This is a genomic window from Neobacillus sp. DFD-2R (genome assembly GCF_057747865.1).
Genome location: NZ_CM173228.1, coordinates 5,301,954 through 5,327,478 on the forward strand (window position 1 = coordinate 5,301,954; position 25,525 = coordinate 5,327,478).

At 40.1% G+C, this 25,525-nt stretch carries 43 protein-coding genes; all 43 read right to left on the reverse strand.

What is annotated here, in order from left to right; translation table 11 throughout:
• Positions 1–147 precede the first annotated feature (147 nt).
• Positions 148–867 carry a YebC/PmpR family DNA-binding transcriptional regulator gene (locus AC3ANV_RS26590; protein WP_488311538.1) on the reverse strand — a complete coding sequence of 240 codons (720 nt, stop codon included), beginning with the start codon at positions 865–867 and terminating at the stop codon, positions 148–150.
• Between the two features lie 1,082 nt (positions 868–1,949).
• A complete protein-coding gene (locus tag AC3ANV_RS26595; protein ID WP_488311539.1) occupies positions 1,950–2,657 on the reverse strand; it encodes a hypothetical protein in 708 nt (235 codons plus the stop codon).
• Positions 2,658–2,697: 40 nt separating this feature from the next.
• The gene (locus AC3ANV_RS26600) at positions 2,698–2,889 is read right to left on the reverse strand and encodes a hypothetical protein (RefSeq protein WP_488311540.1); all 192 of its coding nucleotides are present in this window, start codon (positions 2,887–2,889) and stop codon (positions 2,698–2,700) included.
• A gap of 337 nt (positions 2,890–3,226) precedes the next feature.
• A complete protein-coding gene (gene rpsI, locus AC3ANV_RS26605) occupies positions 3,227–3,619 on the reverse strand; it encodes a 30S ribosomal protein S9 (protein WP_488311541.1) in 393 nt (130 codons plus the stop codon).
• Positions 3,620–3,639: 20 nt separating this feature from the next.
• On the reverse strand, positions 3,640–4,077 hold the full coding sequence (gene rplM / locus AC3ANV_RS26610) for a 50S ribosomal protein L13 (protein ID WP_488311542.1): 438 nt from the start codon (positions 4,075–4,077) through the stop codon (positions 3,640–3,642).
• Positions 4,078–4,330: 253 nt separating this feature from the next.
• Complete coding sequence (gene truA / locus AC3ANV_RS26615; RefSeq protein ID WP_488311543.1) at positions 4,331–5,071, reverse strand: tRNA pseudouridine(38-40) synthase TruA; 741 nt, start codon at positions 5,069–5,071, stop codon at positions 4,331–4,333.
• 13 nt (positions 5,072–5,084) lie between these two features.
• Positions 5,085–5,882, reverse strand: a complete 798-nt coding sequence (locus tag AC3ANV_RS26620; RefSeq protein WP_488311544.1) for an energy-coupling factor transporter transmembrane component T family protein — start codon at positions 5,880–5,882, stop codon at positions 5,085–5,087.
• Positions 5,879–6,748 carry an energy-coupling factor ABC transporter ATP-binding protein gene (locus AC3ANV_RS26625; protein ID WP_488311545.1) on the reverse strand — a complete coding sequence of 290 codons (870 nt, stop codon included), beginning with the start codon at positions 6,746–6,748 and terminating at the stop codon, positions 5,879–5,881. The genes AC3ANV_RS26620 and AC3ANV_RS26625 overlap by 4 nt, the downstream gene beginning before the upstream one ends.
• The gene (locus AC3ANV_RS26630; protein ID WP_488311546.1) at positions 6,724–7,563 is read right to left on the reverse strand and encodes an energy-coupling factor ABC transporter ATP-binding protein; all 840 of its coding nucleotides are present in this window, start codon (positions 7,561–7,563) and stop codon (positions 6,724–6,726) included. Before AC3ANV_RS26630 ends, AC3ANV_RS26625 begins: the two co-directional genes overlap by 25 nt.
• A 352-nt stretch (positions 7,564–7,915) precedes the next feature.
• Positions 7,916–8,278: a 50S ribosomal protein L17 gene (rplQ, locus tag AC3ANV_RS26635; protein WP_488311547.1), complete on the reverse strand. Its 363-nt coding sequence runs from the start codon at positions 8,276–8,278 to the stop codon at positions 7,916–7,918.
• 69 nt (positions 8,279–8,347) lie between these two features.
• Positions 8,348–9,292 carry a DNA-directed RNA polymerase subunit alpha gene (locus AC3ANV_RS26640; RefSeq protein WP_488311548.1) on the reverse strand — a complete coding sequence of 315 codons (945 nt, stop codon included), beginning with the start codon at positions 9,290–9,292 and terminating at the stop codon, positions 8,348–8,350.
• Positions 9,293–9,469: 177 nt separating this feature from the next.
• Positions 9,470–9,859 (reverse strand): 30S ribosomal protein S11, encoded by a 390-nt coding sequence (gene rpsK / locus AC3ANV_RS26645; RefSeq protein WP_024027886.1) that lies wholly within the window; start codon positions 9,857–9,859, stop codon positions 9,470–9,472.
• A 21-nt stretch (positions 9,860–9,880) separates the two neighbouring features.
• On the reverse strand, positions 9,881–10,246 hold the full coding sequence (gene rpsM / locus AC3ANV_RS26650; protein ID WP_166243776.1) for a 30S ribosomal protein S13: 366 nt from the start codon (positions 10,244–10,246) through the stop codon (positions 9,881–9,883).
• Positions 10,247–10,269: 23 nt separating this feature from the next.
• Positions 10,270–10,383 (reverse strand): 50S ribosomal protein L36, encoded by a 114-nt coding sequence (rpmJ, locus tag AC3ANV_RS26655; RefSeq protein ID WP_000868344.1) that lies wholly within the window; start codon positions 10,381–10,383, stop codon positions 10,270–10,272.
• A 37-nt stretch (positions 10,384–10,420) separates the two neighbouring features.
• Complete coding sequence (gene infA, locus AC3ANV_RS26660) at positions 10,421–10,639, reverse strand: translation initiation factor IF-1 (RefSeq protein WP_007085268.1); 219 nt, start codon at positions 10,637–10,639, stop codon at positions 10,421–10,423.
• The gene (locus AC3ANV_RS26665) at positions 10,626–10,949 is read right to left on the reverse strand and encodes a KOW motif-containing protein (RefSeq protein ID WP_488311549.1); all 324 of its coding nucleotides are present in this window, start codon (positions 10,947–10,949) and stop codon (positions 10,626–10,628) included. The genes infA and AC3ANV_RS26665 overlap by 14 nt, the downstream gene beginning before the upstream one ends.
• 15 nt (positions 10,950–10,964) lie before the next feature.
• On the reverse strand, positions 10,965–11,711 hold the full coding sequence (gene map, locus AC3ANV_RS26670; protein WP_488311550.1) for a type I methionyl aminopeptidase: 747 nt from the start codon (positions 11,709–11,711) through the stop codon (positions 10,965–10,967).
• A complete protein-coding gene (locus tag AC3ANV_RS26675; RefSeq protein ID WP_488311551.1) occupies positions 11,711–12,361 on the reverse strand; it encodes an adenylate kinase in 651 nt (216 codons plus the stop codon). Before AC3ANV_RS26675 ends, map begins: the two co-directional genes overlap by 1 nt.
• 59 nt (positions 12,362–12,420) lie before the next feature.
• Positions 12,421–13,716 (reverse strand): preprotein translocase subunit SecY, encoded by a 1,296-nt coding sequence (gene secY, locus AC3ANV_RS26680; RefSeq protein ID WP_488311552.1) that lies wholly within the window; start codon positions 13,714–13,716, stop codon positions 12,421–12,423.
• Positions 13,716–14,156: a 50S ribosomal protein L15 gene (gene rplO / locus AC3ANV_RS26685; RefSeq protein ID WP_488311553.1), complete on the reverse strand. Its 441-nt coding sequence runs from the start codon at positions 14,154–14,156 to the stop codon at positions 13,716–13,718. The genes secY and rplO overlap by 1 nt, the downstream gene beginning before the upstream one ends.
• Positions 14,157–14,188: 32 nt before the next feature.
• Positions 14,189–14,371 carry a 50S ribosomal protein L30 gene (rpmD, locus tag AC3ANV_RS26690; protein WP_307413407.1) on the reverse strand — a complete coding sequence of 61 codons (183 nt, stop codon included), beginning with the start codon at positions 14,369–14,371 and terminating at the stop codon, positions 14,189–14,191.
• 13 nt (positions 14,372–14,384) lie between these two features.
• Positions 14,385–14,885 (reverse strand): 30S ribosomal protein S5, encoded by a 501-nt coding sequence (gene rpsE / locus AC3ANV_RS26695; protein ID WP_101645945.1) that lies wholly within the window; start codon positions 14,883–14,885, stop codon positions 14,385–14,387.
• Positions 14,886–14,909: 24 nt separating this feature from the next.
• Positions 14,910–15,272 carry a 50S ribosomal protein L18 gene (gene rplR / locus AC3ANV_RS26700; RefSeq protein ID WP_488311554.1) on the reverse strand — a complete coding sequence of 121 codons (363 nt, stop codon included), beginning with the start codon at positions 15,270–15,272 and terminating at the stop codon, positions 14,910–14,912.
• Positions 15,273–15,304: 32 nt separating this feature from the next.
• Positions 15,305–15,841: a 50S ribosomal protein L6 gene (rplF, locus tag AC3ANV_RS26705; protein WP_488311555.1), complete on the reverse strand. Its 537-nt coding sequence runs from the start codon at positions 15,839–15,841 to the stop codon at positions 15,305–15,307.
• Positions 15,842–15,872: 31 nt separating this feature from the next.
• On the reverse strand, positions 15,873–16,271 hold the full coding sequence (gene rpsH, locus AC3ANV_RS26710) for a 30S ribosomal protein S8 (RefSeq protein WP_488311556.1): 399 nt from the start codon (positions 16,269–16,271) through the stop codon (positions 15,873–15,875).
• A 29-nt stretch (positions 16,272–16,300) separates the two neighbouring features.
• A complete protein-coding gene (locus AC3ANV_RS26715; RefSeq protein WP_034676107.1) occupies positions 16,301–16,486 on the reverse strand; it encodes a type Z 30S ribosomal protein S14 in 186 nt (61 codons plus the stop codon).
• A gap of 24 nt (positions 16,487–16,510) precedes the next feature.
• Positions 16,511–17,050, reverse strand: coding sequence for a 50S ribosomal protein L5 (gene rplE / locus AC3ANV_RS26720; RefSeq protein ID WP_488311557.1), 540 nt, complete (start codon positions 17,048–17,050; stop codon positions 16,511–16,513).
• 27 nt (positions 17,051–17,077) lie between these two features.
• The gene (gene rplX, locus AC3ANV_RS26725) at positions 17,078–17,386 is read right to left on the reverse strand and encodes a 50S ribosomal protein L24 (RefSeq protein WP_488314344.1); all 309 of its coding nucleotides are present in this window, start codon (positions 17,384–17,386) and stop codon (positions 17,078–17,080) included.
• A 35-nt stretch (positions 17,387–17,421) separates the two neighbouring features.
• Positions 17,422–17,790 (reverse strand): 50S ribosomal protein L14, encoded by a 369-nt coding sequence (gene rplN / locus AC3ANV_RS26730; protein ID WP_488311558.1) that lies wholly within the window; start codon positions 17,788–17,790, stop codon positions 17,422–17,424.
• A 39-nt stretch (positions 17,791–17,829) separates the two neighbouring features.
• Positions 17,830–18,093, reverse strand: a complete 264-nt coding sequence (rpsQ, locus tag AC3ANV_RS26735; protein ID WP_042453972.1) for a 30S ribosomal protein S17 — start codon at positions 18,091–18,093, stop codon at positions 17,830–17,832.
• A 19-nt stretch (positions 18,094–18,112) separates the two neighbouring features.
• Positions 18,113–18,313: a 50S ribosomal protein L29 gene (gene rpmC, locus AC3ANV_RS26740; protein ID WP_026574095.1), complete on the reverse strand. Its 201-nt coding sequence runs from the start codon at positions 18,311–18,313 to the stop codon at positions 18,113–18,115.
• Complete coding sequence (gene rplP, locus AC3ANV_RS26745; protein ID WP_307413428.1) at positions 18,303–18,737, reverse strand: 50S ribosomal protein L16; 435 nt, start codon at positions 18,735–18,737, stop codon at positions 18,303–18,305. Before rplP ends, rpmC begins: the two co-directional genes overlap by 11 nt.
• 2 nt (positions 18,738–18,739) lie before the next feature.
• On the reverse strand, positions 18,740–19,396 hold the full coding sequence (gene rpsC, locus AC3ANV_RS26750) for a 30S ribosomal protein S3 (protein ID WP_488311559.1): 657 nt from the start codon (positions 19,394–19,396) through the stop codon (positions 18,740–18,742).
• 3 nt (positions 19,397–19,399) lie between these two features.
• Positions 19,400–19,741, reverse strand: a complete 342-nt coding sequence (rplV, locus tag AC3ANV_RS26755) for a 50S ribosomal protein L22 (protein WP_307413432.1) — start codon at positions 19,739–19,741, stop codon at positions 19,400–19,402.
• 17 nt (positions 19,742–19,758) lie between these two features.
• Positions 19,759–20,037: a 30S ribosomal protein S19 gene (rpsS, locus tag AC3ANV_RS26760; protein ID WP_095250620.1), complete on the reverse strand. Its 279-nt coding sequence runs from the start codon at positions 20,035–20,037 to the stop codon at positions 19,759–19,761.
• A 60-nt stretch (positions 20,038–20,097) separates the two neighbouring features.
• Positions 20,098–20,928: a 50S ribosomal protein L2 gene (gene rplB / locus AC3ANV_RS26765; RefSeq protein ID WP_488311560.1), complete on the reverse strand. Its 831-nt coding sequence runs from the start codon at positions 20,926–20,928 to the stop codon at positions 20,098–20,100.
• Positions 20,929–20,957: 29 nt separating this feature from the next.
• Complete coding sequence (gene rplW, locus AC3ANV_RS26770; protein ID WP_488311561.1) at positions 20,958–21,242, reverse strand: 50S ribosomal protein L23; 285 nt, start codon at positions 21,240–21,242, stop codon at positions 20,958–20,960.
• Positions 21,242–21,865: a 50S ribosomal protein L4 gene (rplD, locus tag AC3ANV_RS26775; RefSeq protein WP_488311562.1), complete on the reverse strand. Its 624-nt coding sequence runs from the start codon at positions 21,863–21,865 to the stop codon at positions 21,242–21,244. Before rplD ends, rplW begins: the two co-directional genes overlap by 1 nt.
• 29 nt (positions 21,866–21,894) lie before the next feature.
• Positions 21,895–22,521: a 50S ribosomal protein L3 gene (rplC, locus tag AC3ANV_RS26780; RefSeq protein WP_488311563.1), complete on the reverse strand. Its 627-nt coding sequence runs from the start codon at positions 22,519–22,521 to the stop codon at positions 21,895–21,897.
• A 38-nt stretch (positions 22,522–22,559) separates the two neighbouring features.
• Complete coding sequence (gene rpsJ / locus AC3ANV_RS26785) at positions 22,560–22,868, reverse strand: 30S ribosomal protein S10 (RefSeq protein ID WP_007085291.1); 309 nt, start codon at positions 22,866–22,868, stop codon at positions 22,560–22,562.
• 467 nt (positions 22,869–23,335) lie between these two features.
• A complete protein-coding gene (locus tag AC3ANV_RS26790; protein ID WP_488311564.1) occupies positions 23,336–24,064 on the reverse strand; it encodes a sirohydrochlorin chelatase in 729 nt (242 codons plus the stop codon).
• Entirely contained in the window at positions 24,065–24,844 is a 780-nt protein-coding gene (gene cobA, locus AC3ANV_RS26795) for a uroporphyrinogen-III C-methyltransferase (protein WP_488311565.1), read from the reverse strand.
• A 75-nt stretch (positions 24,845–24,919) separates the two neighbouring features.
• Entirely contained in the window at positions 24,920–25,522 is a 603-nt protein-coding gene (gene cysC, locus AC3ANV_RS26800; RefSeq protein WP_488311566.1) for an adenylyl-sulfate kinase, read from the reverse strand.
• Positions 25,523–25,525: the final 3 nt, after the last annotated feature.

The following is a 25,525-nucleotide window of genomic DNA, read 5'->3' on the forward strand; positions in this document are numbered from 1 at the left end:
TTCATAAGAAATGCAAAGGACTAACCGTTTTCCATTTCCAATTTTTTATTTTCTAAGCTTTTGCCTTTTTTCAAGGATTAAAACAGTTTTCGAACATAAAAAGGCCTTCAACCAAAATAGGTTGAAAGCCTTGAAAACGCAAACGATTTATTCACCTAAATCCACATTGTGGTAAACTTGCTGGACATCTTCTAAATCTTCTAATGCATCAATCATTTTTTCAAATTTTGCTTGTGCATCCTCCGGAAGAGTTACATCATTTTGGGCAAGCATTGTTAATTCGGCTACTGTAAATTCAGTTATACCCCCATTTTTGAATGCTTCCTGAACAGCATGGAACTGGTCTGGTTCAGCATACACGATAACAGCTTCATCTTCTTCTACAATATCCCGAACGTCTACATCTGCTTCCATTAAAAGTTCAAGCACATCATCCGCTGTTTTACCTTCGACCCCGATAACAGCGGTTGCATCAAACATATAGGCCACTGAACCGCTTACTCCCATGTTACCGCCATTTTTACCAAATGCAGCACGCACATCTGATGCAGTCCGGTTCACATTATTAGTCAAGGCATCTACGATAACCATTGATCCGTTTGGTCCGAAGCCTTCATAACGAAGTTCAGTATAGCTCTCTTCAGAACCACCCTTCGCTTTATCAATTGCACGGTCAATAATATGTTTCGGTACATTATAGGTTTTTGCCCGTTCAAGTACAAACCTTAAAGCCTGATTGGATTCCGGATTTGGTTCGCCCTGTTTCGCTGCAACATAAATTTCAACACCAAATTTCGCATAAATACGACTCGTATTTGCATCTTTTGAAGCTTTTTTTTCTTTAATATTATTCCACTTACGGCCCATTATGAACACTCTCTTTCCACTTTGAATCTGAACATTTAATACATTTGAATTTGTTCCTTTATTCCAGATAATATTATACATCAAATGCATAATTTCTACAAAATGTGTCAAAAGCCTAGAAAAGCGTATACAGCCGTTTAGTGACATATGGAATGGAGCGTTTCTTATCTAGCTGCGGATCCTTGAATTTGTATTCTATATTGTATAGTAGTCACTTTCTTATTAGCTAAAACAAAAGGCTTTTAGAAGCTTCTATTTTTGTCGATATCTACTCAGAATTTGTAGATATTTCCCGGGAATTTGTTGGAATTTGAAAAATAGTGAATCCGAATAGTCGAAACTTATTTCGTAATGGGGATGTTCAGCTAATTTTTCTTTTTAACAAAAGTTTTTTGCGCTTAATTTCCAATACTAAAACTTATAACATAATAATCTTGTCAGATCTGAGAAACCGATGTTTTAAGCTGTGACCTATCATTTGTCAGTTGGACATTCATTTCACGAGCGGCTGTGAGCACATTGGCTAAAAACATTAAGATCTCATTTAATTGAATGGGATTGCGGGTTAAATTGTTGTATGTATCCGGTATCACAATCTCTGTTTCCTTGGATCCTTAATCTTTCTTTTTTGTTGATATAAGGTCTTTAGCTGTTCGTCATGGGGGCTGTCCGTATCGCGTAACGATATATGCGCTTCAATTCGGATTGAACAATAATATGGGGATTGCCATCTTTTAAAAACTCATATCCATTTCGCTCTAAGATTTGACCATACCTTCGAACAGTGGGCGTTGCATCTCCACTTATTCTTCCGCATCCATGTATGAAAGATCGTTCATTCTGCTGTAATCATGCTGCAAATCGGACTTTAATTTTTATTAAATGTGAAGGTTTTGGATTTAATTGTAAGTTATATCACCTAGCGATACGAAACACTAAAATAGGGCCTTCGTTTGCTTTTTGTAGATAGTCCGAATCATTGGACGTTTCTCCGGCCTTTTAAATAGCAGGTACCAATTCTAGTTAAGAATATGCTTCCACAACCTTTACACAGTGAAGCAAAAATAGCCTTAAACAGCAACTTATTTACGAAATATGGAGAATAGCCAGTCCCATTTTCCTTGTGGTATTTGTATCGCTTCTTCTAACCGTTTATTAAAATCATTTTGTAAAAGCCATTCTTTTCTCTGTTCGTCCCGCACAGTTTGTATTTCTTTTTGTAAGAAATCGCTTATTTGTTTTTCTTGTTGCAGCAATGTTTCGAAATGGGCTCTTTGTTGTTCATTTAATTTTTCAATTTTAGCATGAGTTTTTTGGGCTGAATTCCCAATACTAGAACTTATAACATGATGATCTTGCTGGAGCCGGGAAACAGTGGTTTTAAGCTGAGACATATCGTTTGTTAGTTGAACATTCATTTCACGTGTGGCTGCGAGTTCATTGGCTAAATAAATTAAAATTTCTTTTAATTGTTTGGGGTCTTGGGGTAAATTGTCATATGTATCGGATATCGCAATCTCATTTTCATTGTGTCCTTCTAACCTTTCTTGTTGTTGATTCACAAGCTCTTTTGCTGTATCGTCTAACGGCTTGTCCGTATCGCGTAACGCTATAAGCGCTTCGATGTCGGTTCGAACAAAGATACGCCGATCGCCATCTTTTAAAAACTCATATCCATTTCGCTCTAATATTTGTCCATACTTTCGAACAGTGGGTGTTGCAATTCCCACTTCTTCTGCCACTTCCTTGGAAGAGAAAGCTCGTTCATTCGTCTGTATATCACGTCGCATATCGGTCCTCCTTTTCTATTAAATATGAAGGTTTTTAGGTTTATTTGCAACTTATATCGCATTGCGATACAAAAATAACCGTTCCAATCAGCCCTTTTTTATGGGACTGTATTAAGGATATCGCTTGTTTTTGATCGAGGTTCAAGTAGCTATTTTTGTCTGCTGCTAATGCTTTTATTTTCTTCTCATGTTCTTTTTCACCATTAAGGAAAGTTTTTACTTCAGCAGCCAAAAACAAAGAATTCTAGACGTTTAATAAACTTAGACAAACAAACTCTCGCTTTACACAAAAAGTGACGTTTACGCCAATAAGATGTGACTTAGCTAGTGCCATGTTCTTTGATAAGAGTACCATGGATTTTACTCGAAATTATCGATATCCGCTCCGTTTATCTTATCAAAACGTAAAGATTAATTTCGTGATTAAAAAACACAGCTTATAAAGAATACTATTCATGAATAAAAGATACATTGAGTTATAATTTGTGGTTATATGTGGTCAAAAGTTAATTTCAAGCATAAAAAAGACTCCCAACCAATGAAGGTTGAGAGCCTTGAAACGCTTGAAATTAACGTTTTGAGAACTGAGGCGCACGACGGGCACCTTTAAGACCGTATTTTTTACGCTCTTTCATACGTGCATCACGAGTTAATAGACCTGCGCGCTTTAATGTTGGGCGATATTCAGGATCAGCTTGAAGTAATGCGCGAGCAATACCGTGGCGGATTGCGCCGGCTTGACCAGTGTATCCACCGCCGCTTACGTTAACAAGAACATCATAGCTGCCTACAGTTTCAGTAGCTACTAACGGTTGGTTAACAACAACACGTAAAGCTTCGAATGGGATATAATCTACGATGTCACGACCATTAACTACAATTTTACCGCTGCCTGGAACTAAGCGCACACGTGCGACAGAGCTCTTACGACGACCAGTACCAATATATTGAACTTGTGCCAAGTTAATTCCCTCCCTCTTAATTAACCGCGAAGTTCGTAAACTTCTGGTTTTTGTGCTTGGTGCGGATGTTCGCTGCCAGCATATACATGTAATTTTTTAAACATTTGACGGCCAAGAGAATTCTTTGGAAGCATGCCGCGAACAGCAAGTTCGATCATTTTCTCAGCATAGTTAGTACGCATTTCCAATGCAGTTCTTTGTTTTAAACCACCTGGGTGATTTGTGTGACGGTAGTAAATTTTGTCAGTAAGTTTTTTACCTGTTAGTTCAACTTTAGAAGCGTTAAGAATGATAACATTATCACCAGTGTCTACATGTGGTGTAAAAGTTGGTTTATTTTTACCACGTAAAATTGATGCTACTTCAGAAGCAAGACGTCCAAGAGTTTTGCCCTCCGCATCAATAACGTACCATTTACGCTCGATAGTGTTGGCATTTGCCATAAACGTTGTACGCATGAGTTTCCCTCCTAATTAAATCCATTAAAGATTATTTTTTCGCACCATCATAAGCAGTCAACGTTCGATTCTGTTCCGGGAATGAACGTTAAAAACCATTGTGCGCTCAATTTTCTAAACACATATTTTCAATCACGATGAAGACTTTCCGGGGCTTTATCGTGGGATTAAAAACACACACATATAATATAATAAATTCTCCTAGGCTGAATGTCAAGAAAATGTTACACCAGGTTAGGTTGCTTTATAAAATTTATTTGTAAAATACTTCCCAAAGATATAAACCGTGAGCCGGTGCCGTCTTTCCTGCGTAACGACGGTCTTTTTTTTCTAGAATATCACGAATCTCCATTGGCTCCCGCGCCCCTGTCCCTACCTCTAATAATGTACCAACCAGTATACGAACCATGTTATACAAAAATCCATTCCCGACAAAACGAATTAAAAATAATTCGCCTTCCATTACCAAATCAATTTTTTCAATAGTCCTAACTTTATCTTCAACTTCTGTTTTAGCAGAGCAAAAGCTGGAAAAATCATGAGTTCCAAGTAAATATTGGCTGGCATCGCGAATGGCCTCAATATTTAAAAGATAAGGATATTGATAGGCATAATGACGCTGAAACGGATCTCTTGTTGAGGAAAGATAAAGAAAGTACCGATACTCTTTTCCTGTTGCGTCAAAACGGGCATGAAAAGACGGGTCTACTTTTTCAACGGAAAGGACAACAATATCCTCAGGAAGTAAAGAATTTAAGGCTAATACCCATTTCTTCTCCGGAATCGGAAGGGGGGAATCAAAGTGAATCACCTGACCCTTGGCATGGACTCCTGCATCCGTTCTTCCCGAACCGGACACCAAAACACGCTCGTCCTTATGCATTTTTGTTAAAACTGTTTCAATATCGCTTTGGACCGTTCGCTTATTTGGTTGGACCTGATAACCGGAAAAGCCTGATCCATCATATGAAATGATGCACTTATACCTTTGCATTTTTTTACTCCATTTATGAACGTAATGAAAATAAGAATACCGTTAGAATGACTAGCAGGAGAAGCTGTAGGGAATCTGCCGTTTTCCAGTTTAATTGACGATACTTGGTTCTCCCCTCGCCGCCGCGGTATCCTCTTGCTTCCATCGCGATCGCAAGCTCCTCCGCACGTTTAAATGAACTCACAAATAATGGAATTAAGAGCGGAATAACCGCTTTGACTCGCTCTTTTATTGGTCCGCCCGCAAACTCGACCCCTCTGGCAATTTGAGCCTTCATAATTTTATCCGTTTCTTGCATAAGTGTAGGGATAAATCTCAATGAAATAGACATCATTAAAGCCATTTCATGAACCGGAAAGCGGACCTTGTTCAATGGATTTAAAAGGGTTTCAATTCCATCGGTAATTTCAATCGGTGTCGTCGTTAACGTTAACAGTGACGTCATTAAAATTAAGAAAAGGAATCTCATTGAGATAAAAATTCCTTGTCTGAGACCTTCGTGATAAATTTTCAAAGGACCAAGCTCTAATAGCAGGTTTCCTTCCTTTGTAAAAAATAATTGCAGAACAAAGGTAAAAAGAACAAGCCAGATGACCGGCTTTAAGCCCACATATAAAAATCGTAAGGGAATCCGCGACAATCCAAGCATCAAAAATGTATAAATTCCTATAAGTGCGTATGTGACCCAATTATTCGCAAGAAAAATAATACAAACAAATAAGAAAATAACAATCAATTTAGATCGCGGATCCATCCGGTGAATGAAAGAATCAGCGGGAACATATCTGCCAAAAATCATTTTTTCCATCATACCCGTTCACCTCTGCTGATTAAATCAAAAACGGCGGAAGATAACTGTTCGATTGTTAAATAGACTTTTCCAAGTTTTAAGCCTAACTTTTCCTCGAGCTTGAGCTGGAAACGAACGACTTCGGGTACATCTAAACCCATCTTGATCAGTTCAGCCGGTGATGAGAAAATCTCTTCGGGTGATCCCTTTTTGACCAGTTTCCCTTGCTGCATGATGACAATTTGGTCAGCATATCTGGCTGCATCCTCCATACTGTGTGTCACCAGGATGGTTGAAAGGCTTCTGTCCTTATGCAGCTGATAGAACATATCCATAATCTCTTTACGGCCGCGCGGATCTAATCCTGCGGTTGGTTCATCTAAAACAATCACATCCGGTTCCATGGCAAGGACCCCCGCAATGGCTACCCGGCGCATTTGCCCGCCTGACAGGTCAAACGGTGATTTTTCCAGAATTTCTTCTTGCAATCCAACCTGATTAAGCGCCTTCAGAGCCTTTTTCTTCGCTTCTGATTCAGATACGCCGAAATTCATTGGACCAAAAATAATATCTTTTTCAACCGTCTCCTCAAACAACTGATGTTCAGGAAATTGAAAAACAATTCCCACTTTACGTCGAACTTGTTTTAGGTTTTTATTTTTCTGTTTTGCCTTTATTTCTTGATCACCAATTCTTACTTTTCCTTCTGTGGGCTGCAAAAGTGCGTTTAGATGCTGCAAAACCGTCGACTTACCTGAGCCGGTATGTCCGATAATCGCCATATAGGTGCCTGACTTTATATCAATGGATACATCTTCAATGGCGAGCCGTTCGAAAGGAGTATTTGCCTGATAACGATACTCTACATGTTGCAGTGAGATGTCCATAACTCTGTCACCAACTCTTCTTCCGATAAATAACGCTTTGAAAAATTGATCCCTTTTTGGCGGAATGCTTTACTCATTTTCACCGAAAACGGGATATCAAGGCCTAATGAGATTAATTCATCATCCATTGAAAATATCTCTTCAGGAGTCCCTTCACGATAAACTTCCCCTTTGTTCATAACAATGATTCGATCTGCCTTTGCAGCTTCTTCTAAATCATGGGTAATCGAGATAACCGTCAAAAGCTTTTCATCTTTTAAATTTCTAACCGTCTCTAATACTTCTTCCCTTCCTCTTGGGTCAAGCATGGATGTCGCTTCATCTAAGATGATAATTGACGGCCTTAATGCGAGGACACCGGCAATTGCAACCCGTTGCTTCTGTCCACCGGAGAGATGGTGGGGCTCTTGATTAAGAAAACGATCCATTTTGACTTTTTTAAGCGAATCCTCTACCCTAGAGACCATCTCATCCCTTGGTATTCCGTGATTTTCTAAACCAAAAGCCACATCATCCTGAACCGTAGTACCAACAAATTGGTTATCAGGGTTTTGAAAAACCATGCCTAATTGCTTGCGAATATCCCAGATAGACTCTTCTGTTAGCTTTATATCGCAAACTGTAATCTCCCCTTGTTGCGGAAATTGCAGACCATTTAAAAGCTTGGCCATTGTGGATTTACCTGAGCCATTATGACCCACAATCGCTAGCCATTCGCCTTCAAATATTTTAAAGCTTACATTGTGAAGAGCATAACGCTCCTGTGCTTCGTATTGAAAGGAAACTCCATCAAGGGAAACAACCGGCTTTTTCATCGTACGATTCCTCCTCTCATCTCTGCTAATCTAATCTCTTACTATTTTTTACAATACAAAAAAAGCCTGCACCTCGTCCCTAGCAGAAACGTATACTATCTGCTGTAAAATCCGGGATTTCTATAAAAGAAATGGGAGGAGGTGCATGAGCTAGACGAGACGTGAAAAAGAATCATGAAAATGATTTCTTTCCAAGGAGAATAGATCATTCCTATTTTGCTCCTTAAAAGGAGTCACGCTCATCATAACACTCGTTTGGCTTGGTTGAAACATATTATTCATTTACAGAAAAAGGGCAAAGAACAAGTTTGTTTGTAAACTGTCCAGCGCCCTTGTTGTCTGTTAAAAGGTATTAAACTAACTCGATAATAACCATTGGTGCACCGTCACCGCGGCGTGGTCCAAGTTTCATAATTCGAGTGTATCCACCTTGACGCTCTTGGTAACGTGGAGCGATATCAGCGAAAAGCTTTTGAACTGCATCTGTACCGTTTTCAGCATCAGCAACTTCATTACGTACATAAGAAGCAGCTTGACGGCGGGCATGTAAATCACCGCGCTTACCTAAAGTGATCATTTTTTCTACAGTCACACGAAGTTCTTTCGCGCGAGTTTCTGTAGTTTCAATGCGCTCGTTGATAATTAAATCTGTTGTTAAATCACGCAGCATAGCTTTACGCTGTGCACTTGTGCGTCCTAACTTTCTGTATGCCATGAAGGGTTCCCTCCTTTGTTGAAGTCATTAATCGATAGTTTAGCTAACGAGAGATCATAGTTACAAATACTAGTCGTCTTTACGTAAGCCTAAACCAAGCTCCTCTAGTTTCGCCTTCACTTCTTCAAGTGATTTGCGACCTAGGTTACGTACTTTCATCATATCTTCTTCAGTTTTATTAGCTAATTCCTGAACAGTGTTGATTCCTGCACGTTTTAAGCAGTTATAAGAACGAACAGAAAGATCAAGTTCCTCAATAGTCATTTCAAGAACTTTTTCCTTTTGGTCTTCTTCTTTTTCTATCATAATTTCAGCATTTTGCGCTTCATCGGTTAAACCAACGAAAATATTCAAATGCTCGGTCAAAATTTTCGAACCAAGAGCAATCGCTTCTTTTGGCCCCGTGCTTCCATCTGTCCAAACATCAAGCGTTAGCTTATCATAATTTGTCATTTGACCAACACGTGTATTTTCTACCTGATAGGAAACACGCGAAACCGGAGTATAAATAGAGTCAATAGGAATCACACCGATTGGTTGATCCTCTCTCTTATTTTGATCTGCCGGAGTATATCCGCGACCTCGTTTAGCAGTTAAACGCATGCGAAGATGGCCGCTTGTTGCTAATGTAGCAATATGAAGGTCAGGATTTAAAATCTCCACATCACTGTCATGCGTAATATTACCAGCCTTGACAGTTCCTTCACCCTGTACATCAATCTCAAGCGTTTTCTCTTCATCAGAGTAGATTTTTAAAGCCAATTTTTTAATGTTCAAAATGATGGATGTTACATCCTCTACGACGCCTTCAATTGTTGAGAACTCATGAAGTACCCCATCGACCTGAATCGATGTAACAGCGGCACCTGGGAGTGAAGATAATAGGATACGACGTAAGGAGTTACCCAAAGTGGTACCATATCCACGCTCAAGTGGCTCTACGACGAACTTACCGTACTTGGCATCATCGTTGATCTCAACCGTTTCGATTTTTGGTTTTTCTATTTCGATCATCAAATAACCCTCCTTCAAAACGTCGAAACTTCGAATAGATTAACTATCTAACCGAAATTCCCCCATGTATACGTTCCCGTTTTGTGCACAACAACTGGAATAAATTTTCTGTATAAACTTCAAAAATCAGTATCATATCCCATTATAGACGCATGATACAAATTCTATACAGAAAAATTAAACACGACGACGTTTTGGTGGACGGCATCCATTATGAGGAACAGGTGTAACGTCTTTAATTGCTGTAACTTCAAGGCCAGCAGCTTGAAGAGCACGAATTGCAGCCTCACGTCCTGCGCCAGGTCCTTTAACCGTTACTTCTAAAGTTTTCATACCATGTTCGATTGATGTTTTTGCAGCAGTTTCAGCAGCCATTTGTGCAGCGAATGGAGTAGATTTACGAGAACCTCTAAATCCAAGCGCACCTGCACTTGACCATGAAATTGCATTCCCATGAACATCAGTGATTGTTACGATAGTGTTGTTAAATGTTGAACGGATATGTGCAATACCTGATTCAATATTCTTTTTAACACGACGTTTACGTGTATTAGTTTTACGTGCCATTTAAATAACCTCCTTTGCCGATTACTTCTTCTTGTTCGCAACAGTCTTACGAGGACCTTTGCGTGTACGAGCGTTGTTTTTCGTATTTTGTCCACGAACCGGTAAACCACGACGATGACGTAACCCGCGGTAGCAGCCGATTTCCATTAAACGCTTAATGTTAAGAGAAATTTCACGGCGAAGGTCACCTTCAACTTTTAACTTGTCGATGATGTCACGGATTTTGTTCAATTCGTCTTCAGTTAAATCACGCACTCTTGTATTTTCAGAAACTCCCGCTTCTGCCAAAACTTTTTGTGCAGTATTTTTACCAATACCATAAATGTAAGTTAAAGAGATAACTACACGTTTTTCACGTGGAATATCTACACCAGCAATACGTGCCATAATGAGCGCACCTCCTTCAAAAATTAACCTTGTTTTTGTTTATGTTTAGGGTTTTCACAGATAACCATAACTTTTCCGCGTCTACGGATAACTTTGCACTTTTCGCAGATCGGTTTAACAGATGGTCTTACTTTCATTATCCTAACCTCCTTAGTAGTACGGAGTGCAAGCAGATTATTTAAAGCGGTAGGTAATTCTTCCGCGTGTTAAGTCATATGGAGATAGCTCAACAGTCACTTTGTCACCCGGAAGGATACGAATGAAATGCATTCGAATTTTACCAGAAACATGAGCTAGCACAGTATGACCATTTTCTAATTCTACCTTAAACATTGCATTTGGCAAAGTTTCAATTACTTTACCTTCAATTTCAATTACATCATCTTTGGCCATGGGTCTCGTCTCCCTTCTCTTTTTCAGATATGCGTTCATTTAAAAACTTTGTAAGTGCAAAGCGAAGCTTTCCGTTCGTCACACGCCCTATTTCCTTCATGCTGTTCTGAACCTCAGAAGATATTTGATCAATGAATTGTAAATGACGCGGGTTCTTTTTCTTTGGACGGTCAAAGGTAATCTTATCTCCATCCGCAAGATAAACGAACTTTTCATCCAACCTTACAATTATAGCATATTGACCTGCATCCCGTCCGCTAGTAACTATTACAAATTGCCCTATTTGCGGAATAAATCCGGTATTGAACATTGAAATCACCTGGACTTACGCTTTGGTTAAAATTTCAAATCCTGTTTCAGTAATCGCAATTGTATGCTCAAAATGAGCACACATTTTTCCGTCTACTGTAACAACTGTCCAATTATCAGCCAATGTTTTCACATAGCGGCTGCCGGCATTTACCATTGGTTCAATTGCCAGTACCATTCCAGGCAATAGTTTCGGACCTTTGTTTGGCGGACCATAATGAGGAATATCAGGTTCTTCATGTAAGTCTTGCCCAACTCCATGTCCTACATACTCGCGCACAACAGAAAAGCCATTTGCTTCCACATACGTTTGAATCGCATGGGAAATGTTCGAGAGTCGCTCACCTGGTTTTGCTTCGTTTAGTCCTTGATAAAGAGATTCCTCTGTTACGTCTAAAAGACGCTGAGTATCCTTATCAATTTTTCCTACAGCATATGTCCATGCAGAATCCCCATGGTAGCCGCAGTATTTCGCACCGATATCGATGCTAATAATATCGCCCTCGTTTAGAACATGATCATCAGGAATCCCGTGAACAAGTTGGTTGTTCACGCTAGTACAGATGCTGCCGCGAAATCCATTATACCCTTTAAATGAAGGAAAAGCATCGTGAGCAAGAATAAATTCTTCAGCAATACAATCCAATTCTTTCGTTGTAATACCGGGAGTAAGATGTTTCTTCAACTCCTGGTGGGTTAAGGCGACGATTCGCCCGGCTTCGCGCATGATCTCAATTTCCCTAGGGGTTTTGCAAATGATCATTAATGTAAGCCCCCAAGTAATTGCTCGATATCAGCTAGTACTTTACGAATGTCCTGCTGACCGTTAATCGGACGCAAATACCCTTTTGATTCATAGAAATCCAATAATGGCTGAGATTGTTTGATGTTAACATCCAAGCGGTTTTGAACAGTCTCTTCATTATCATCTGCCCTTTGATAAAGCTCACCGCCACAGCGGTCACAAGTCCCCTCTTGATGAGGCGGGTTGAAAACAAGATGATAAGTAGCACCACAATCTTTACAAATTCGTCGTCCTGTTAAGCGCTCCATTAAAATGCCCTTGTCAACTTGGATATTGATCACATAATCAATTTCCCTATTTAAATCAACAAGGAGATTTTCCAAAGCTTCTGCTTGAGGTACCGTCCTAGGAAAGCCGTCCAGTAAGAATCCTTTTTGACAGTCTTCTTTACTTAACCGTTCACGTACAATGCCGATTGTTACTTCATCAGGAACAAGTTCGCCTTTATCCATGAATGATTTAGCTTGTAAGCCTAGTTCCGTTCCTTCTTTCATCGCTGCACGGAACATATCTCCGGTAGAGATATGAGGGATGCCGTATTTTTCGACGATTTTTTCGGCCTGTGTACCTTTACCGGCACCGGGAAGCCCCATTAATACTAAATTCACACGTGTTCCCCCCTCGTGCTAATTAATGGGTTTTAGGGAACAATGATTCCCCAAACCCTTTACTTAATAAAACCTTTATAATGACGTTTAACCAATTGTGCTTCAAGCTGCTTCATCGTATCAAGGGCTACACCCACAACGATCAGCAAGCTCGTTCCGCCGATTTGAGCTGTTTGCGGAAGGTTAGCAATCTGAATAAAGATTACTGGTAATACAGCAATAACAGCTAAGAAAATGGCGCCAATAAATGTTAAACGATATAAAACTCGCGTTAAGTATTCTTGCGTACTTTTACCCGGACGAATTCCGGGAATATAGCCGCTTTGTTTTTGTAAGTTTTCCGCTGCCTGTTCAGGGTTAACTTGAATAAAAGCATAAAAATACGTGAACGCAATTATTAGTGCTGCATAAAGAATCATCCCAATTGGATGAGAATAATCAAAAACTTTTGTAATCCAGAGCGTAACACTATTTGTTGGAAAAAATGATGCAACTGTTCTTGGAGTAACAATAAAGGAAACTGCAAAGATTACAGGAATTACACCGGCAGCATTTACCTTGAGCGGCATATGTGTAGATTGTCCTCCAACAGGATTACGTCCTGCAACTACTCGTTTTGCATATTGAATTGGAATTTTACGGTTAGCTTGTTGGATGAAAATGACCCCAACAACTACTGCGATAACGGCAAGAGCAATTAAAACGACAGTAACAATACGAATGAATAACTGTTCTCCTGCGTTTTGAAATTGCTGTACGTAAATCTGATTGACTGTCGTAGGAATACCGGCAACGATCCCTGCAAAGATGATAATAGAAATTCCATTTCCTACACCTTTTTCAGTAATTTGCTCACCTAACCACATCAAAAAAGAAGTACCGGCCGTTAACACAACCGCAATCAAAAGATACGTACCGACTCCGGGATTTTCAATCAATTGGCCGCTTGTTAGGTTATTAAAGCCATAGGCCATACCTATTGCCTGGATAAATCCAAGAACAACAGTAAAGTAACGGGTAAACTGGGCTATTTTACGTCGCCCGGCCTCCCCTTGCTTAGACCATTCCGTGAATTTCGGTACGACATCCATTTGCAAAAGCTGAATGATAATGGATGCTGTAATGTACGGCATAATACCCATTGCAAAGATGGAGAATTTTTTTAACGCTCCACCGCCAAAAGTATTTAAAATACCGAAAACACTTAATTTATCTTGAGCACCCAAAACCTCAGCATTAACGTTTGGTACGGGAATAAATGTACCAAGTCGAAATACGACTAACATTAAAAGGGTGAATATGATCTTACGTCTTATATCACCCACGCGCATAAAATTGGAGATTGTCTGGAACATTAGATCACCTCAGTAGTTCCACCAGCAGCTTCGATAGCTTCCTTAGCAGCAGAGGAGAATTTGTTAGCTTTAACAGTCAACTTTTTCTCTACGTTCCCTTTTGCAAGAATTTTGATTCCTGCTTTTTCGTTACTTACAACGCCTGTTTCGATAAGAAGTTCTGGAGTAACTTCTGTACCGTCTTCAAAGCGATTTAAAGTATCAAGGTTAACAACCGCATATTCTTTACGGCTGACATTCGTAAATCCACGTTTTGGCAAACGACGGAATAATGGTGTTTGACCACCTTCAAATCCAAGGCGTACGCCTCCACCTGAACGAGCGTTTTGTCCTTTATGACCTTTACCGGCTGTTTTACCTTGACCGGATCCGATACCGCGACCTAAACGTTTACGTTCTTTACGAGAACCTTCCGCAGGCTTTAATTCATGAAGTTTCATATTGGCACCTCCTTATGAAAGAAAAGAATCAATTATTGTTCTTTAACTGTTACAAGGTGAGCAACTTTGTTAATCATACCGCGAATAGCAGCGTTATCTTGATGCTCAACTGTTTGATTTAATTTACGTAATCCTAGAGCAGTAACTGTCGCGCGTTGGTCCTCAGGGCGACCAATTACGCTGCGGTTGAGGGTAATTAAAAGTTTATTCGCCATTTGATTTCCCTCCTTATCCTAACAGTTCTTCTACTGATTTACCACGTAATTTCGCTACGTCTTCAGCACGTTTTAATTGTTTTAAACCATCAATTGTTGCACGAACCATGTTAATCGGAGTGTTAGTTCCTAATGACTTAGAAAGGATATCAGCTACCCCGGCTAATTCAAGAACCGCACGAACCGGTCCACCAGCGATAACTCCTGTACCTTCAGAAGCAGGTTTTAGAAGAATTTCACCGGCACCAAAACGTCCAATTACTTGGTGAGGAACAGTAGTTCCAACCATTGGCACTTCGACTAAGTTTTTCTTTGCATCTTCGATAGCTTTACGAATCGCATCTGGTACTTCTTGTGCTTTACCAGTACCGAAACCGACATGACCGTTTTTATCTCCAACTACTACAAGAGCAGAGAAACGGAAACGACGTCCACCTTTAACAACTTTCGCAACACGGTTAACCGTAACTACGCGTTCTTCTAGTTCAAGTTTGTTTGGATCAATACGACGCATCTTTTTGTGTCCCTCCTTTGCCTATTAAAATTGTAAGCCGTTTTCACGGGCAGCATCAGCTAGTGCTTGAATACGTCCATGATAAAGGTATCCTCCACGATCAAAGACAACAGATGAGATACCTTTTTCTACCGCACGTTTAGCAACTAATTCTCCGACCTTTTGTGCAGCTTCAACGTTACTTGTAGATTCAAGAGTTAATTCTTTATCTAAAGTGGATGCACTTGCTAAAGTAACACCACTCATGTCATCGATAACCTGTGCATAAACATGTTTGTTAGAACGAAACACATTTAGACGTGGACGAGCTGAAGTTCCGCTAAGTTTCGCACGAACACGTGCATGTCTCTTCTTGCGAGTAGCGTTTTTATCAAGCTTCGTAATCATTTACGTCACTCCTTTCGTTTACCTATGCGGCATTACTTACCGGTTTTACCTTCTTTACGTCGAACAAATTCGCCTTCGTAACGAATCCCTTTGCCTTTATAAGGCTCTGGAGGACGAACTCCGCGAATATTGGCAGCTAATGCACCAACACGTTCTTTATCAGTACCTTTAATAACAATTTTTGTATTAGCAGGTACTTCAATTTCAAGTCCGGCTTCCGGTTCAATTTCAACCGGATGAGAGTAACCAACGTTTAATACAAGTTTGTTCCCTTGCTTTTGAGCACGGTAACCAACCCCGATTAATTCTAAGCCTCTTGTAAAGCCAGTTGAAACACCCTCAACCATGTTCGCGATTACCGCACGAGTTGTTCCGTGCAATGCGCGGTGTTCTTTAACGTCAGATGGACGAGTAATTGTAACTAAATTTTCTTCTACGTTAATTGTAATATCAGGACTAAAAGTACGAGAAAGTTCGCCTTTAGGTCCTCTTACAGTAACAGCATTTTTATTAACAGTAACCGTAACTCCAGCTGGAATTTCGATAGGTTTTTTTCCTACGCGTGACATTTAGTGCACCTCCATTCATTCAGAAACTCTATTACCAAACGTAAGCTAATACTTCTCCGCCGACTTGTTTTGAACGAGCTTCTTTGTCTGTAATAACACCTTGTGATGTTGATACTAATGCGATACCAAGACCGTTAAGAACGCGTGGTACCTCATTTGATTTTGCGTAAACTCGAAGTCCAGGCTTGCTTATGCGCTTAAGACCAGTAATAACACGTTCGTTATTTGCACCGTATTTTAAGAAGATACGGATGATACCTTGTTTATTGTCTTCGATAAATTCGACGTCACGTACGAAACCTTCGCGCTTTAAAATTTCAGCAATTTCTTTTTTCATATTAGAAGCAGGCACTTCTAATTTTTCGTGACGCACCATATTCGCATTACGAATGCGAGTAAGCATATCAGCAATTGGATCTGTCATGACCATTATTTTTACCTCCTTCCCAGACTTGGGTTTTACCAGCTAGCTTTTTTAACACCAGGAATTTGTCCTTTGTATGCTAATTCACGGAAACAAATACGGCAAAGCTTAAATTTACGGTATACAGAGTGTGGACGGCCGCAACGTTCACAGCGTGTGTACTCTTGTACTGCATATTTAGGCGTGCGTTTTTGTTTCGCAATCATTGACTTTTTAGCCACGTTTTCGCCTCCCTTATTTAGCGATTACTTTTGGAATGGCATTCCAAATTGAGTTAAAAGTTCACGTGCTTCTTCATCAGTGTTAGCAGTAGTTACGATAACGATATCCATACCACGAACTTTGCTTACTTTATCGTAATCAATTTCAGGGAAGATTAATTGTTCTTTAATACCTAAAGTGTAGTTACCGCGACCATCGAATGCTTTTTTAGAAACACCACGGAAGTCACGTACACGAGGTAAAGAAACAGAAACTAATTTATCCAAGAATTCGTACATGCGTTCACCACGAAGAGTAACCTTCGCACCGATTGGCATACCTTCACGTAAACGGAAGCCGGCGATTGATTTCTTTGCACGAGTTACAACTGGCTTTTGACCAGTGATCGTTGAAAGTTCTTCAACAGCGTTATCGAGTGCTTTTGCATTGGCAACTGCATCACCAACACCCATGTTCAATACGATTTTTTCAAGCTTTGGAACTTGCATTATTGATTTATAGCCAAACTTGCTCATAAGAGCAGGAGTCACTTCTTTAACAAATTTTTCTTTTAGGCGGTTCACTTATTGTACCTCCCTTCTTAATTTAAACTATTTATCTAAAACTTCACCGGATTTTGCTGTGCGTACTTTTTTGCCATCAACCGTTGTGTAACCTACACGAGTTGGGTTACCGGACTTAGGATCGATAGGCATAACGTTTGATACATGAATTGGAGCCTCAAAGCTCAGGATTCCGCCTTGCGGATTCGCTTGAGAAGGTTTTGAATGTTTTTTCACGATATTTACACCTTCAACAAGTACTCGGCTTTCTTTAGGATAGGCAGCTAGGATTACACCTGTTTTACCTTTATCCTTACCAGAGATGACTCTTACTTTGTCACCTTTTTTCACATGCATCATTAAGCACCTCCTTAAAGGCATTTGAATTTAAATTATAGTACTTCTGGAGCTAAAGAAACGATTTTCATAAAGTTGTTGTCGCGAAGTTCGCGGGCAACCGGTCCGAAGATACGAGTTCCGCGTGGGCTCTTATCATCTTTGATAATCACACATGCATTTTCGTCAAATTTAATATAAGAACCGTCAGGGCGTCGAGCACCGCTTTTTGTACGAACAATAACAGCTTTAACGACGTCACCTTTTTTAACAACGCCACCAGGTGTTGCTTGTTTTACTGTACAAACGATAACATCGCCGATCCCAGCAGTTTTACGGCCGGAACCACCAAGAACCTTGATAGTTAGTACCTCACGTGCACCGGAATTGTCAGCAACTTTTAAACGTGTTTCTTGTTGAATCATGCGTGTAACCTCCCTTCGGAATGAAACTTATCCGAACAATTAAATAATAACTGCTTTTTCTACAACTTCTACTAAACGGAAGCGTTTTGTAGCTGAAAGTGGGCGAGTTTCCATGATACGCACGATGTCGCCAACTTTTGCTTGGTTTTGCTCATCATGAGCTTTAAACTTTTTAGAGTACTTAACGCGTTTACCGTAAAGAGGATGCTTTTTATATGTTTCAACAAGAACAGTAACGGTTTTATCCATTTTGTCAGAAACAACGCGTCCAGTGTAAACTTTGCGTTGGTTACGTTCACTCATTATGTGAACCTCCTCTCATTTACTTGTTAACGCTGATTTCTCTCTCGCGAATCACAGTTTTCATGCGAGCAATCGCTTTACGTACTTCACGTATGCGAGCTGTGTTTTCAAGTTGTCCAGTCGCCAATTGAAAGCGCAGGTTGAAAAGCTCTTCTTTTAAAGATTTTACTTTTTGTTCAATTTCAGCAGTGGTAAGGTCACGAAGTTCATTAGCTTTCATTTGATTCACCACCAATTTCTTCTCGTTTTACAAACTTACATTTTACAGGAAGTTTGTGCATTGCAAGACGAAGTGCTTCACGTGCGATTTCTTCCGAAACGCCTGCGATTTCAAACATGATTTTCCCTGGTTTAACAACAGCAACCCAGCCTTCTGGTGCCCCTTTACCGGAACCCATCCGTACCTCTAGAGGTTTAGCAGTGTAAGGCTTATGTGGGAAAATTTTAATCCACACTTTACCACCACGTTTCATGTAACGTGTCATGGCAATACGTGCAGCTTCAATTTGGCGGTTCGTGATCCAAGAAGCTTCTGTAGCTTGTAGACCGTATTCACCGAATGTTACTTCAGTACCGCCTTTTGCGTTTCCACGCATTTTCCCGCGGTGCTGACGGCGATATTTTACGCGTTTTGGCAATAACATGATTATTTGCCTCCTTCCGCATTTTTCTTCTTAGTAGGAAGGACTTCTCCCTTATAGATCCATACTTTTACGCCTAGCTTACCATAAGTAGTATCAGCTTCAGCAGTAGCATAGTCGATATCAGCGCGAAGTGTATGAAGTGGAACTGTTCCTTCGCTATAATGTTCAGAACGAGCGATATCAGCGCCACCAAGACGACCGGATACCATTGTTTTAATACCTTTCGCACCAGCACGCATAGCACGTTGGATTGCTTGCTTTTGTGCACGACGGAAAGATACACGGTTTTCTAATTGACGAGCAATATTTTCAGCAACTAATTTAGCATCGATGTCCGCTTTCTTGATTTCAAGAATGTTAATGTGAACGCGTTTGCCAGTTAGTTGATTTAATGCTTTACGAAGTGCTTCAACTTCAGTACCGCCTTTACCGATAACCATACCAGGCTTAGCTGTATGAACTGTTACGTTCACACGGTTTGCAGCACGTTCAATTTCAACTTTAGAAACTGAAGCATCTTTTAAACGTTTCGTGATGTACTCACGAACTTTAAGGTCTTCGTGTAAAAGATCAGCAAAGTCTTTACCTGCGTACCATTTAGATTCCCAATCACGGATGATTCCGATACGCAAACCGACTGGATTTACTTTTTGACCCACTGATTATCCCTCCTTCTTTTCTGATAGAACGATTGTGATGTGGCTAGTGCGTTTGTTAATTTGGCTTGCACGGCCCATTGCGCGAGGACGGAAACGTTTTAAGGTTGGTCCTTCATCTACAAAAGCTTGCTCAACTACCAAGCTATTTACGTCCATTTCATAATTGTGCTCGGCATTTGCCATAGCAGATTTTAATACTTTTTCTACGATTGGAGAAGCAGCCTTAGGAGTGAGATTCAAAATCGCCACCGCTTCACCAACTTGCTTTCCTCGAATTAAATCTACGACTAAACGTGCTTTACGAGGAGCAATACGAACTGTTCTTGCAACAGCTTTAGCTTGCATTTGGATGCCCTCCTCTCTTAACGTCTTGTTTTCTTATCATCGTTACCATGACCTTTGTATGCACGAGTTGGAGCAAATTCTCCAAGCTTGTGACCAACCATGTCTTCAGTAACATATACAGGCACATGTTTGCGACCATCATAAACAGCGATTGTGTGGCCGATAAATTGTGGGAAGATCGTAGAACGGCGAGACCAAGTTTTAACAACTTGTTTACTTTCAGTTTCATTTAACTTTTCAATCTTAACCATTAAATGATCATCAACAAATGGTCCTTTTTTTAAGCTGCGACCCATGAAGGAACCTCCCTTCGTGATTGGTCTACGGTTCGTTCCTTGAACCGTAGTTCAACCCCGTTATTTTTTACGACGACGTACGATAAATTTATCTGATTTATTCTTTTTCTTACGAGTTTTGAATCCAAGAGTTGGTTTACCCCATGGAGACATTGGTGACTTACGTCCGATTGGTGAACGTCCTTCCCCACCACCGTGTGGATGGTCGTTAGGGTTCATTACGGAACCACGAACTGTTGGGCGTTTGCCTAACCAGCGTGAACGTCCGGCTTTACCAATGTTAATTAATTCGTGTTGTTCGTTACCTACTTGGCCGATAGATGCGCGGCATTCAGAAAGAATCATGCGCACTTCACCTGAAGTTAAACGTACAAGTACGTATTTTCCTTCTTTACCAAGTACTTGTGCAGATGTACCCGCAGAACGAACCAACTGTCCGCCTTTACCAGGTTTTAATTCAATGTTGTGTACTACAGTACCAACTGGAATGTTAGCTAATGGAAGAGCGTTACCCACTTTAATATCAGCCTCAGGGCCTGACATTACTTCCATACCCACTACTAGGTTTTTAGGTGCTAAGATATAACGCTTTTCTCCGTCAACATAATTGATTAATGCAATATTTGCAGAACGGTTTGGATCATACTCAATTGTGGCAACGCGTCCAGGAATGCCATCTTTTGTACGTTTAAAATCAATTATACGATACTGACGCTTATGGCCGCCACCTTGATGACGAACAGTTAACTTACCTTGGTTATTACGGCCGCCTTTTCTCGTTAATGGAGCTAATAGAGATTTTTCTGGTGTGCTAGTTGTAATTTCAGCGAAATCAGAACTAGTCATTCCGCGACGACCATTGGAGGTAGGTTTGTACTTTTTAATCGCCATTTTGTTTCCCTCCTCTTCTTGTTAATTTCTTATGATTCAAAGAATTCGATTTCTTTGCTGTCAGCTGTTAATTTTACAATAGCTTTACGACGTTTATTAGTGTAACCACCGAATTTACCCATGCGCTTGAATTTACCTTTATAGTTCATGATGTTAACTTTCTCGACTTCTACGCCAAAGATTTCTACAACAGCATCTTTAACTTGAGTCTTGTTAGCTTTAACATCAACTTCGAACGTATATTTCTTTTCAGCCATTTGGTCAGTAGAACGTTCAGTGATAACGGGGCGCTTAATGATATCGCGTGCATCCATTATGCAAGCACCTCCTCTACTTTTTCAACCGCTGCTTTAGTCATGATCAACTTATCATGATTAACAACGTCTAATACGTTGATTCCATCAGCTGTTACTACTGTTACACCAGGAATGTTACGTGCAGATAATGCTACGTTTTCATCAAGGTCAGCAGTAACGATAAGTGCTTTCTTCTCAACAGAAAGGCCACCTAGTACTGATTTAAATTCTTTAGTTTTTGGTGCGTCGAAAGTTAAGCTTTCAAGTACCAAGATGTTTTCGTCTAACACTTTAGATGAAAGTGCAGATTTAATCGCTAAACGACGTACTTTTTTCGGTAATTTATAGCTATAGCTGCGTGGTGTTGGACCGAATACAGTACCGCCTCCGCGCCATTGTGGAGATCGGATAGATCCTTGACGAGCACGGCCGGTTCCTTTTTGGCGCCATGGTTTACGTCCACCGCCTGCTACTTCAGAACGAATTTTTGTTTTATGAGTTCCTTGACGTAATGAAGCGCGTTGCATAACAATTGCTTCAAACAATACGTGTTGGTTAGGCTCAATACCAAATACTGATTCGTTAAGTTCGATTTCTCCAACTTGTGAACCGCTTTGGTTTAATAATGCTACTTTAGGCATTCCTTTGTTCCTCCTTTCTTAAATATTGACTATGCTTTAATCGCACCTTTAATTTTTAGTAATGCTTTTTTAGGTCCCGGAACGTTACCTTTGATTAAAAGTAAGTTACGCTCTGTATCAACCTTAACGATTTCAAGATTTTGAACCGTTACTTGTTCGCCGCCCATTCTACCAGGTAATGCTTTACCTTTGAATACACGGTTTGGAGCAACCGGTCCCATTGAACCTGGACGACGGTGATAACGGGAACCGTGAGCCATAGGGCCGCGTGATTGTCCGTGGCGTTTGATCGAGCCTTGGAAACCTTTACCTTTTGAGATTCCTGTAACATCTACTACATCGCCTGCAGCGAAAATATCTACTTTGACTTCCTGACCAACTTCAAGTCCTGCTAAGTCATCTCCGCGGAATTCGCGAACGAAGCGCTTAGGAGCAGTATTAGCTTTTGCAACATGGCCTTTTTCCGGTTTGTTAGCTAACTTTTCACGTTTATCTTCAAAACCCACTTGAACCGCAACATATCCGTCGCTTTCAACTGATTTCTTTTGAAGAACTACGTTTGCAGTTGCCTCAACAACAGTAACAGGGATTAAGTTGCCGTTTTCCGCAAATACTTGAGTCATTCCAATCTTTCTTCCTAAGATTCCTTTGGTCATTTAAGTCACACCTCCTGTAATTTGTTCATTTATTTTTATTAAAGTTTGATTTCGATATCAACACCAGATGGTAAATCTAAACGCATTAACGCATCAACTGTTTGCGGAGTTGGGTTAACGATGTCGATTAGACGCTTATGTGTCCGCATTTCGAATTGCTCACGAGAATCTTTGTACTTATGAACCGCACGAAGAATCGTGTAAACAGATTTTTCAGTTGGAAGCGGGATTGGACCTGAAACTGCCGCACCTGAACGTTTTGCTGTTTCAACGATTTTTTCTGCTGATTGATCTAGAATTCTGTGATCATACGCTTTTAAACGGATACGAATTTTTTGTTTTGCCATTATTTTCCCTCCTTTATCGCCTATTTTCTAAATAGACATTTCTCAGTGAAAATTTCCCACACACTCGCCATGGCAAAGCGGCCGGGTGTGTCAGCAACCTTCCACATCATCGCAGTCAAAGACCAACATTGTCTATTATACATAAAACATAAAACAAACGCAACATTAATTACGAATTTATTATGTTTCGAACACTTTTCTTATTATAACGAGGCTAACGCTCGTTTTCAAGAGAATATTCGTATGTTGTTAATTTCTTTTTATTCCGGTTTATTTGTCTATTGCCATTTTGCCGTTACTTCAGGGATTTAGGAGATTATTCGATTATCCATTATAAATAGTTGTTTTTTTCTGAAAACAACGGAGATTGAAGTTGCCAAAATTTAATTAGAAAAAGGAGCTAACTGGATTCCAGCTGCTCCTTTTTCAAAACAATATATATAGAAGAAAAATATTTTTTAAGCTTATTATGCTGTAATCTCCAGAACTCTTTCTTGGATTACGCTCTCAATATTGGGATGGTATCCCAAATAATTACATAGAATGAACTGGTGGCTTTGCCGGTGATTTTTAATTACCTTATTTATGTGGTTCATTAAAATACCGGTAAACAGTAAATAAGGAATCACAAACACCTTTGAATTCCTATCTTCTGCCATTAGCTCCAATCCTTCTTCAAGGCTTGGTGAAGTAGCGGTTAAAAAGCAGGTCTGTACATTCTTAACACCGGTTTTACTTTTTAGCATTTCAGCTATCGCCTTAAGGTCATTTTTAACATCAGGATCACTGCTGCCTCTTCCAACTAATAGAACCCTAGAGTTCCCATCGAGCTCTTCGCCTGTTTCCTCAATCCGCTCAATTAGTGTATCGATCATTTTCCTATGGACACCAATCGGCCTCCCATATTCTAATTCAATCCCCGGAAACTTTGCAGCTAATCTCGCGAGTTCGTTTGGTATATCCACCTTCGCATGTGCAGCAGTTAGTAATAAAACCGGTATCGCGATAATTTTGGTTGCTCCTTTTTGTACACAGTTAGTGAAGGCCTCTTCAATTGTTGGGGCCGCAAGCTCCAGAAAGCAATACTCGTTGATTGGAGTGTGACTGCGCTCCATGCATTTTGTTATAAATGTTATGGCCTGCTCCCTCGCCGTTTTAACCCGACTACCATGGCAAATATACAAAATTGCTTCCATTTAAAAGGCCTCTCTTGCTATAAAGGTTTCATTTATTGATTTGTTTTCAAACCAGTTAATTCTATGATGCATGTTTACCACGTCTCCAATAACAATCATGCATGGATTTTCTATGCCTTCCCTTTGTCCGGCAACATTAACCTCACGAAGTGTACTAATAACCGTTTTTTGGTTAGTCTTGGTTCCCCATTGAATTAACGCTGTAGGTGTCTCCGGATTTTTCCCATGCTGAAGCAATTGCTCTTGAATATAGGTAAGATTTGTTACACCCATGTAAATGGCAACAGTATCAATTCCTTTTGCTATTGCCTCCCATTTGATATTATCGGCCTCCCTATTCTTACGGTGACCAGTAACAATCGTAAATGAAGAACCATACTCTCTATGCGTGATTGGGATCCCGGCATATGCCGGAGCAGCAATACCTGCTGTAATGCCGGGCACTATTTCAAATTTAATACTATTATTAGCAAGGGTTTCGGCTTCTTCCCCGCCCCGACCAAAGACGAAGGGGTCTCCACCCTTTAAGCGGACCACTACTTTCCCCTTCTGCGCATGCTTAACCAGTAAATGATTAATCGTTTCTTGCTGAAGTGTATGAGAATCCGGAAGCTTACCACAGTAAATCAGTTCGGCATTTGACTTAGCATAGTTTAATAATTCATCGTTTACCAATCGATCATATAAAATAACATCAGCTTCTTTTATACATTTTAATCCTTTTACAGTTATTAAGTCCGGATCTCCCGGACCGGCGCCAACTAGATATACCTTTCCCAAATTCCATTCACCTCGCCTTTTTTCTTATTATAAAACATCTTTACCTATCTCAGTACAGGCAAACTATTTATTCTTCTATGAAATGAAGTTCCTCTTCTTTAAATAGGCAATAATTTGTTCAACACTTTCTTCTATAGAAGAGGCATTCGTTTCGATTATTAACTCAGGATTTACCGGTTCCTCATATGGAGAATCAATTCCGGTAAAATCAGGAATGATTCCCTGTCTTGCCTTTACGTATAATCCTTTTGGGTCTCTTTTTTCACATTCTTCAATTGGACATTTGATATATACTTCCACAAACTCGTCATCTTCAAGAAGATAACGGACAAGTTCCCTATCTGCTGTAAAAGGAGAGATAAATGCCGTTAAAACTACCTGTCCGCCATCTACAAACAATTTTGACACTTCACCGATTCTTCGGATATTCTCTTTCCGATCTTCCTCTGTAAAACCGAGATCCTTGTTTAAACCATGTCGGACATTATCCCCATCCAACACATAGTTTTTTATCCCTTCATCAAACAAACGTTTGGCAATTGCATTGGCAACGGTTGATTTCCCTGAACCGGAAAGACCTGTGAACCATAAGACAAAACTGTTATGTCCATTTTGTTTTCTTCTTAATTCCTTTGTCAGCGATTGTTCATGCCAAACAACATTTGAACTTTTTTGCAAAAT

Excerpts from the sequence above, each read along its gene's own strand:
- infA (WP_007085268.1), bottom strand. The coding sequence starts at position 10,639 with ATGGCCAAAGATGATGTAATTGAAATTGAAGGTAAAGTAATTGAAACT.
- rplP (WP_307413428.1), bottom strand. The coding sequence starts at position 18,737 with ATGTTATTGCCAAAACGCGTAAAATATCGCCGTCAGCACCGCGGGAAA.
- rpmC (WP_026574095.1), bottom strand. The coding sequence starts at position 18,313 with ATGAAAGCTAATGAACTTCGTGACCTTACCACTGCTGAAATTGAACAA.
- rpsQ (WP_042453972.1), bottom strand. The coding sequence starts at position 18,093 with ATGAGTGAACGTAACCAACGCAAAGTTTACACTGGACGCGTTGTTTCT.
- AC3ANV_RS26595 (WP_488311539.1), bottom strand. The coding sequence starts at position 2,657 with ATGCGACGTGATATACAGACGAATGAACGAGCTTTCTCTTCCAAGGAA.
- rpsM (WP_166243776.1), bottom strand. The coding sequence starts at position 10,246 with ATGGCACGTATTGCTGGTGTAGATATTCCACGTGAAAAACGTGTAGTT.
- AC3ANV_RS26640 (WP_488311548.1), bottom strand. The coding sequence starts at position 9,292 with ATGATCGAAATAGAAAAACCAAAAATCGAAACGGTTGAGATCAACGAT.
- rpsJ (WP_007085291.1), bottom strand. The coding sequence starts at position 22,868 with ATGGCAAAACAAAAAATTCGTATCCGTTTAAAAGCGTATGATCACAGA.
- AC3ANV_RS26625 (WP_488311545.1), bottom strand. The coding sequence starts at position 6,748 with ATGGACATCTCACTGCAACATGTAGAGTATCGTTATCAGGCAAATACT.
- rplW (WP_488311561.1), bottom strand. The coding sequence starts at position 21,242 with ATGGATGCACGCGATATCATTAAGCGCCCCGTTATCACTGAACGTTCT.
- rplR (WP_488311554.1), bottom strand. The coding sequence starts at position 15,272 with ATGATTACGAAGCTTGATAAAAACGCTACTCGCAAGAAGAGACATGCA.
- rplF (WP_488311555.1), bottom strand. The coding sequence starts at position 15,841 with ATGTCACGCGTAGGAAAAAAACCTATCGAAATTCCAGCTGGAGTTACG.
- rplO (WP_488311553.1), bottom strand. The coding sequence starts at position 14,156 with ATGAAACTTCATGAATTAAAGCCTGCGGAAGGTTCTCGTAAAGAACGT.
- rpmD (WP_307413407.1), bottom strand. The coding sequence starts at position 14,371 with ATGGCGAATAAACTTTTAATTACCCTCAACCGCAGCGTAATTGGTCGC.
- AC3ANV_RS26790 (WP_488311564.1), bottom strand. The coding sequence starts at position 24,064 with ATGGAAGCAATTTTGTATATTTGCCATGGTAGTCGGGTTAAAACGGCG.
- rplD (WP_488311562.1), bottom strand. The coding sequence starts at position 21,865 with ATGCCTAAAGTAGCATTATTAAACCAAAGCGGTTCACAAGTTGGAGAA.
- rpmJ (WP_000868344.1), bottom strand. The coding sequence starts at position 10,383 with ATGAAAGTAAGACCATCTGTTAAACCGATCTGCGAAAAGTGCAAAGTT.
- AC3ANV_RS26620 (WP_488311544.1), bottom strand. The coding sequence starts at position 5,882 with ATGATGGAAAAAATGATTTTTGGCAGATATGTTCCCGCTGATTCTTTC.
- rpsS (WP_095250620.1), bottom strand. The coding sequence starts at position 20,037 with ATGGGTCGCAGCTTAAAAAAAGGACCATTTGTTGATGATCATTTAATG.
- rpsE (WP_101645945.1), bottom strand. The coding sequence starts at position 14,885 with ATGCGTCGTATTGATCCAAACAAACTTGAACTAGAAGAACGCGTAGTT.
- AC3ANV_RS26590 (WP_488311538.1), bottom strand. The coding sequence starts at position 867 with ATGGGCCGTAAGTGGAATAATATTAAAGAAAAAAAAGCTTCAAAAGAT.
- rplQ (WP_488311547.1), bottom strand. The coding sequence starts at position 8,278 with ATGGCATACAGAAAGTTAGGACGCACAAGTGCACAGCGTAAAGCTATG.
- rplB (WP_488311560.1), bottom strand. The coding sequence starts at position 20,928 with ATGGCGATTAAAAAGTACAAACCTACCTCCAATGGTCGTCGCGGAATG.
- rplN (WP_488311558.1), bottom strand. The coding sequence starts at position 17,790 with ATGATTCAACAAGAAACACGTTTAAAAGTTGCTGACAATTCCGGTGCA.
- secY (WP_488311552.1), bottom strand. The coding sequence starts at position 13,716 with ATGTTCCAGACAATCTCCAATTTTATGCGCGTGGGTGATATAAGACGT.
- truA (WP_488311543.1), bottom strand. The coding sequence starts at position 5,071 with ATGCAAAGGTATAAGTGCATCATTTCATATGATGGATCAGGCTTTTCC.
- rplM (WP_488311542.1), bottom strand. The coding sequence starts at position 4,077 with ATGCGTACAACGTTTATGGCAAATGCCAACACTATCGAGCGTAAATGG.
- rpsH (WP_488311556.1), bottom strand. The coding sequence starts at position 16,271 with ATGGTCATGACAGATCCAATTGCTGATATGCTTACTCGCATTCGTAAT.
- map (WP_488311550.1), bottom strand. The coding sequence starts at position 11,711 with ATGATCATTTGCAAAACCCCTAGGGAAATTGAGATCATGCGCGAAGCC.
- rplX (WP_488314344.1), bottom strand. The coding sequence starts at position 17,386 with ATGCATGTGAAAAAAGGTGACAAAGTAAGAGTCATCTCTGGTAAGGAT.
- AC3ANV_RS26630 (WP_488311546.1), bottom strand. The coding sequence starts at position 7,563 with ATGAAAAAGCCGGTTGTTTCCCTTGATGGAGTTTCCTTTCAATACGAA.
- rplC (WP_488311563.1), bottom strand. The coding sequence starts at position 22,521 with ATGACCAAAGGAATCTTAGGAAGAAAGATTGGAATGACTCAAGTATTT.
- rplV (WP_307413432.1), bottom strand. The coding sequence starts at position 19,741 with ATGCAAGCTAAAGCTGTTGCAAGAACAGTTCGTATTGCTCCTCGTAAA.
- AC3ANV_RS26665 (WP_488311549.1), bottom strand. The coding sequence starts at position 10,949 with ATGTTCAATACCGGATTTATTCCGCAAATAGGGCAATTTGTAATAGTT.
- rpsK (WP_024027886.1), bottom strand. The coding sequence starts at position 9,859 with ATGGCACGTAAAACTAATACACGTAAACGTCGTGTTAAAAAGAATATT.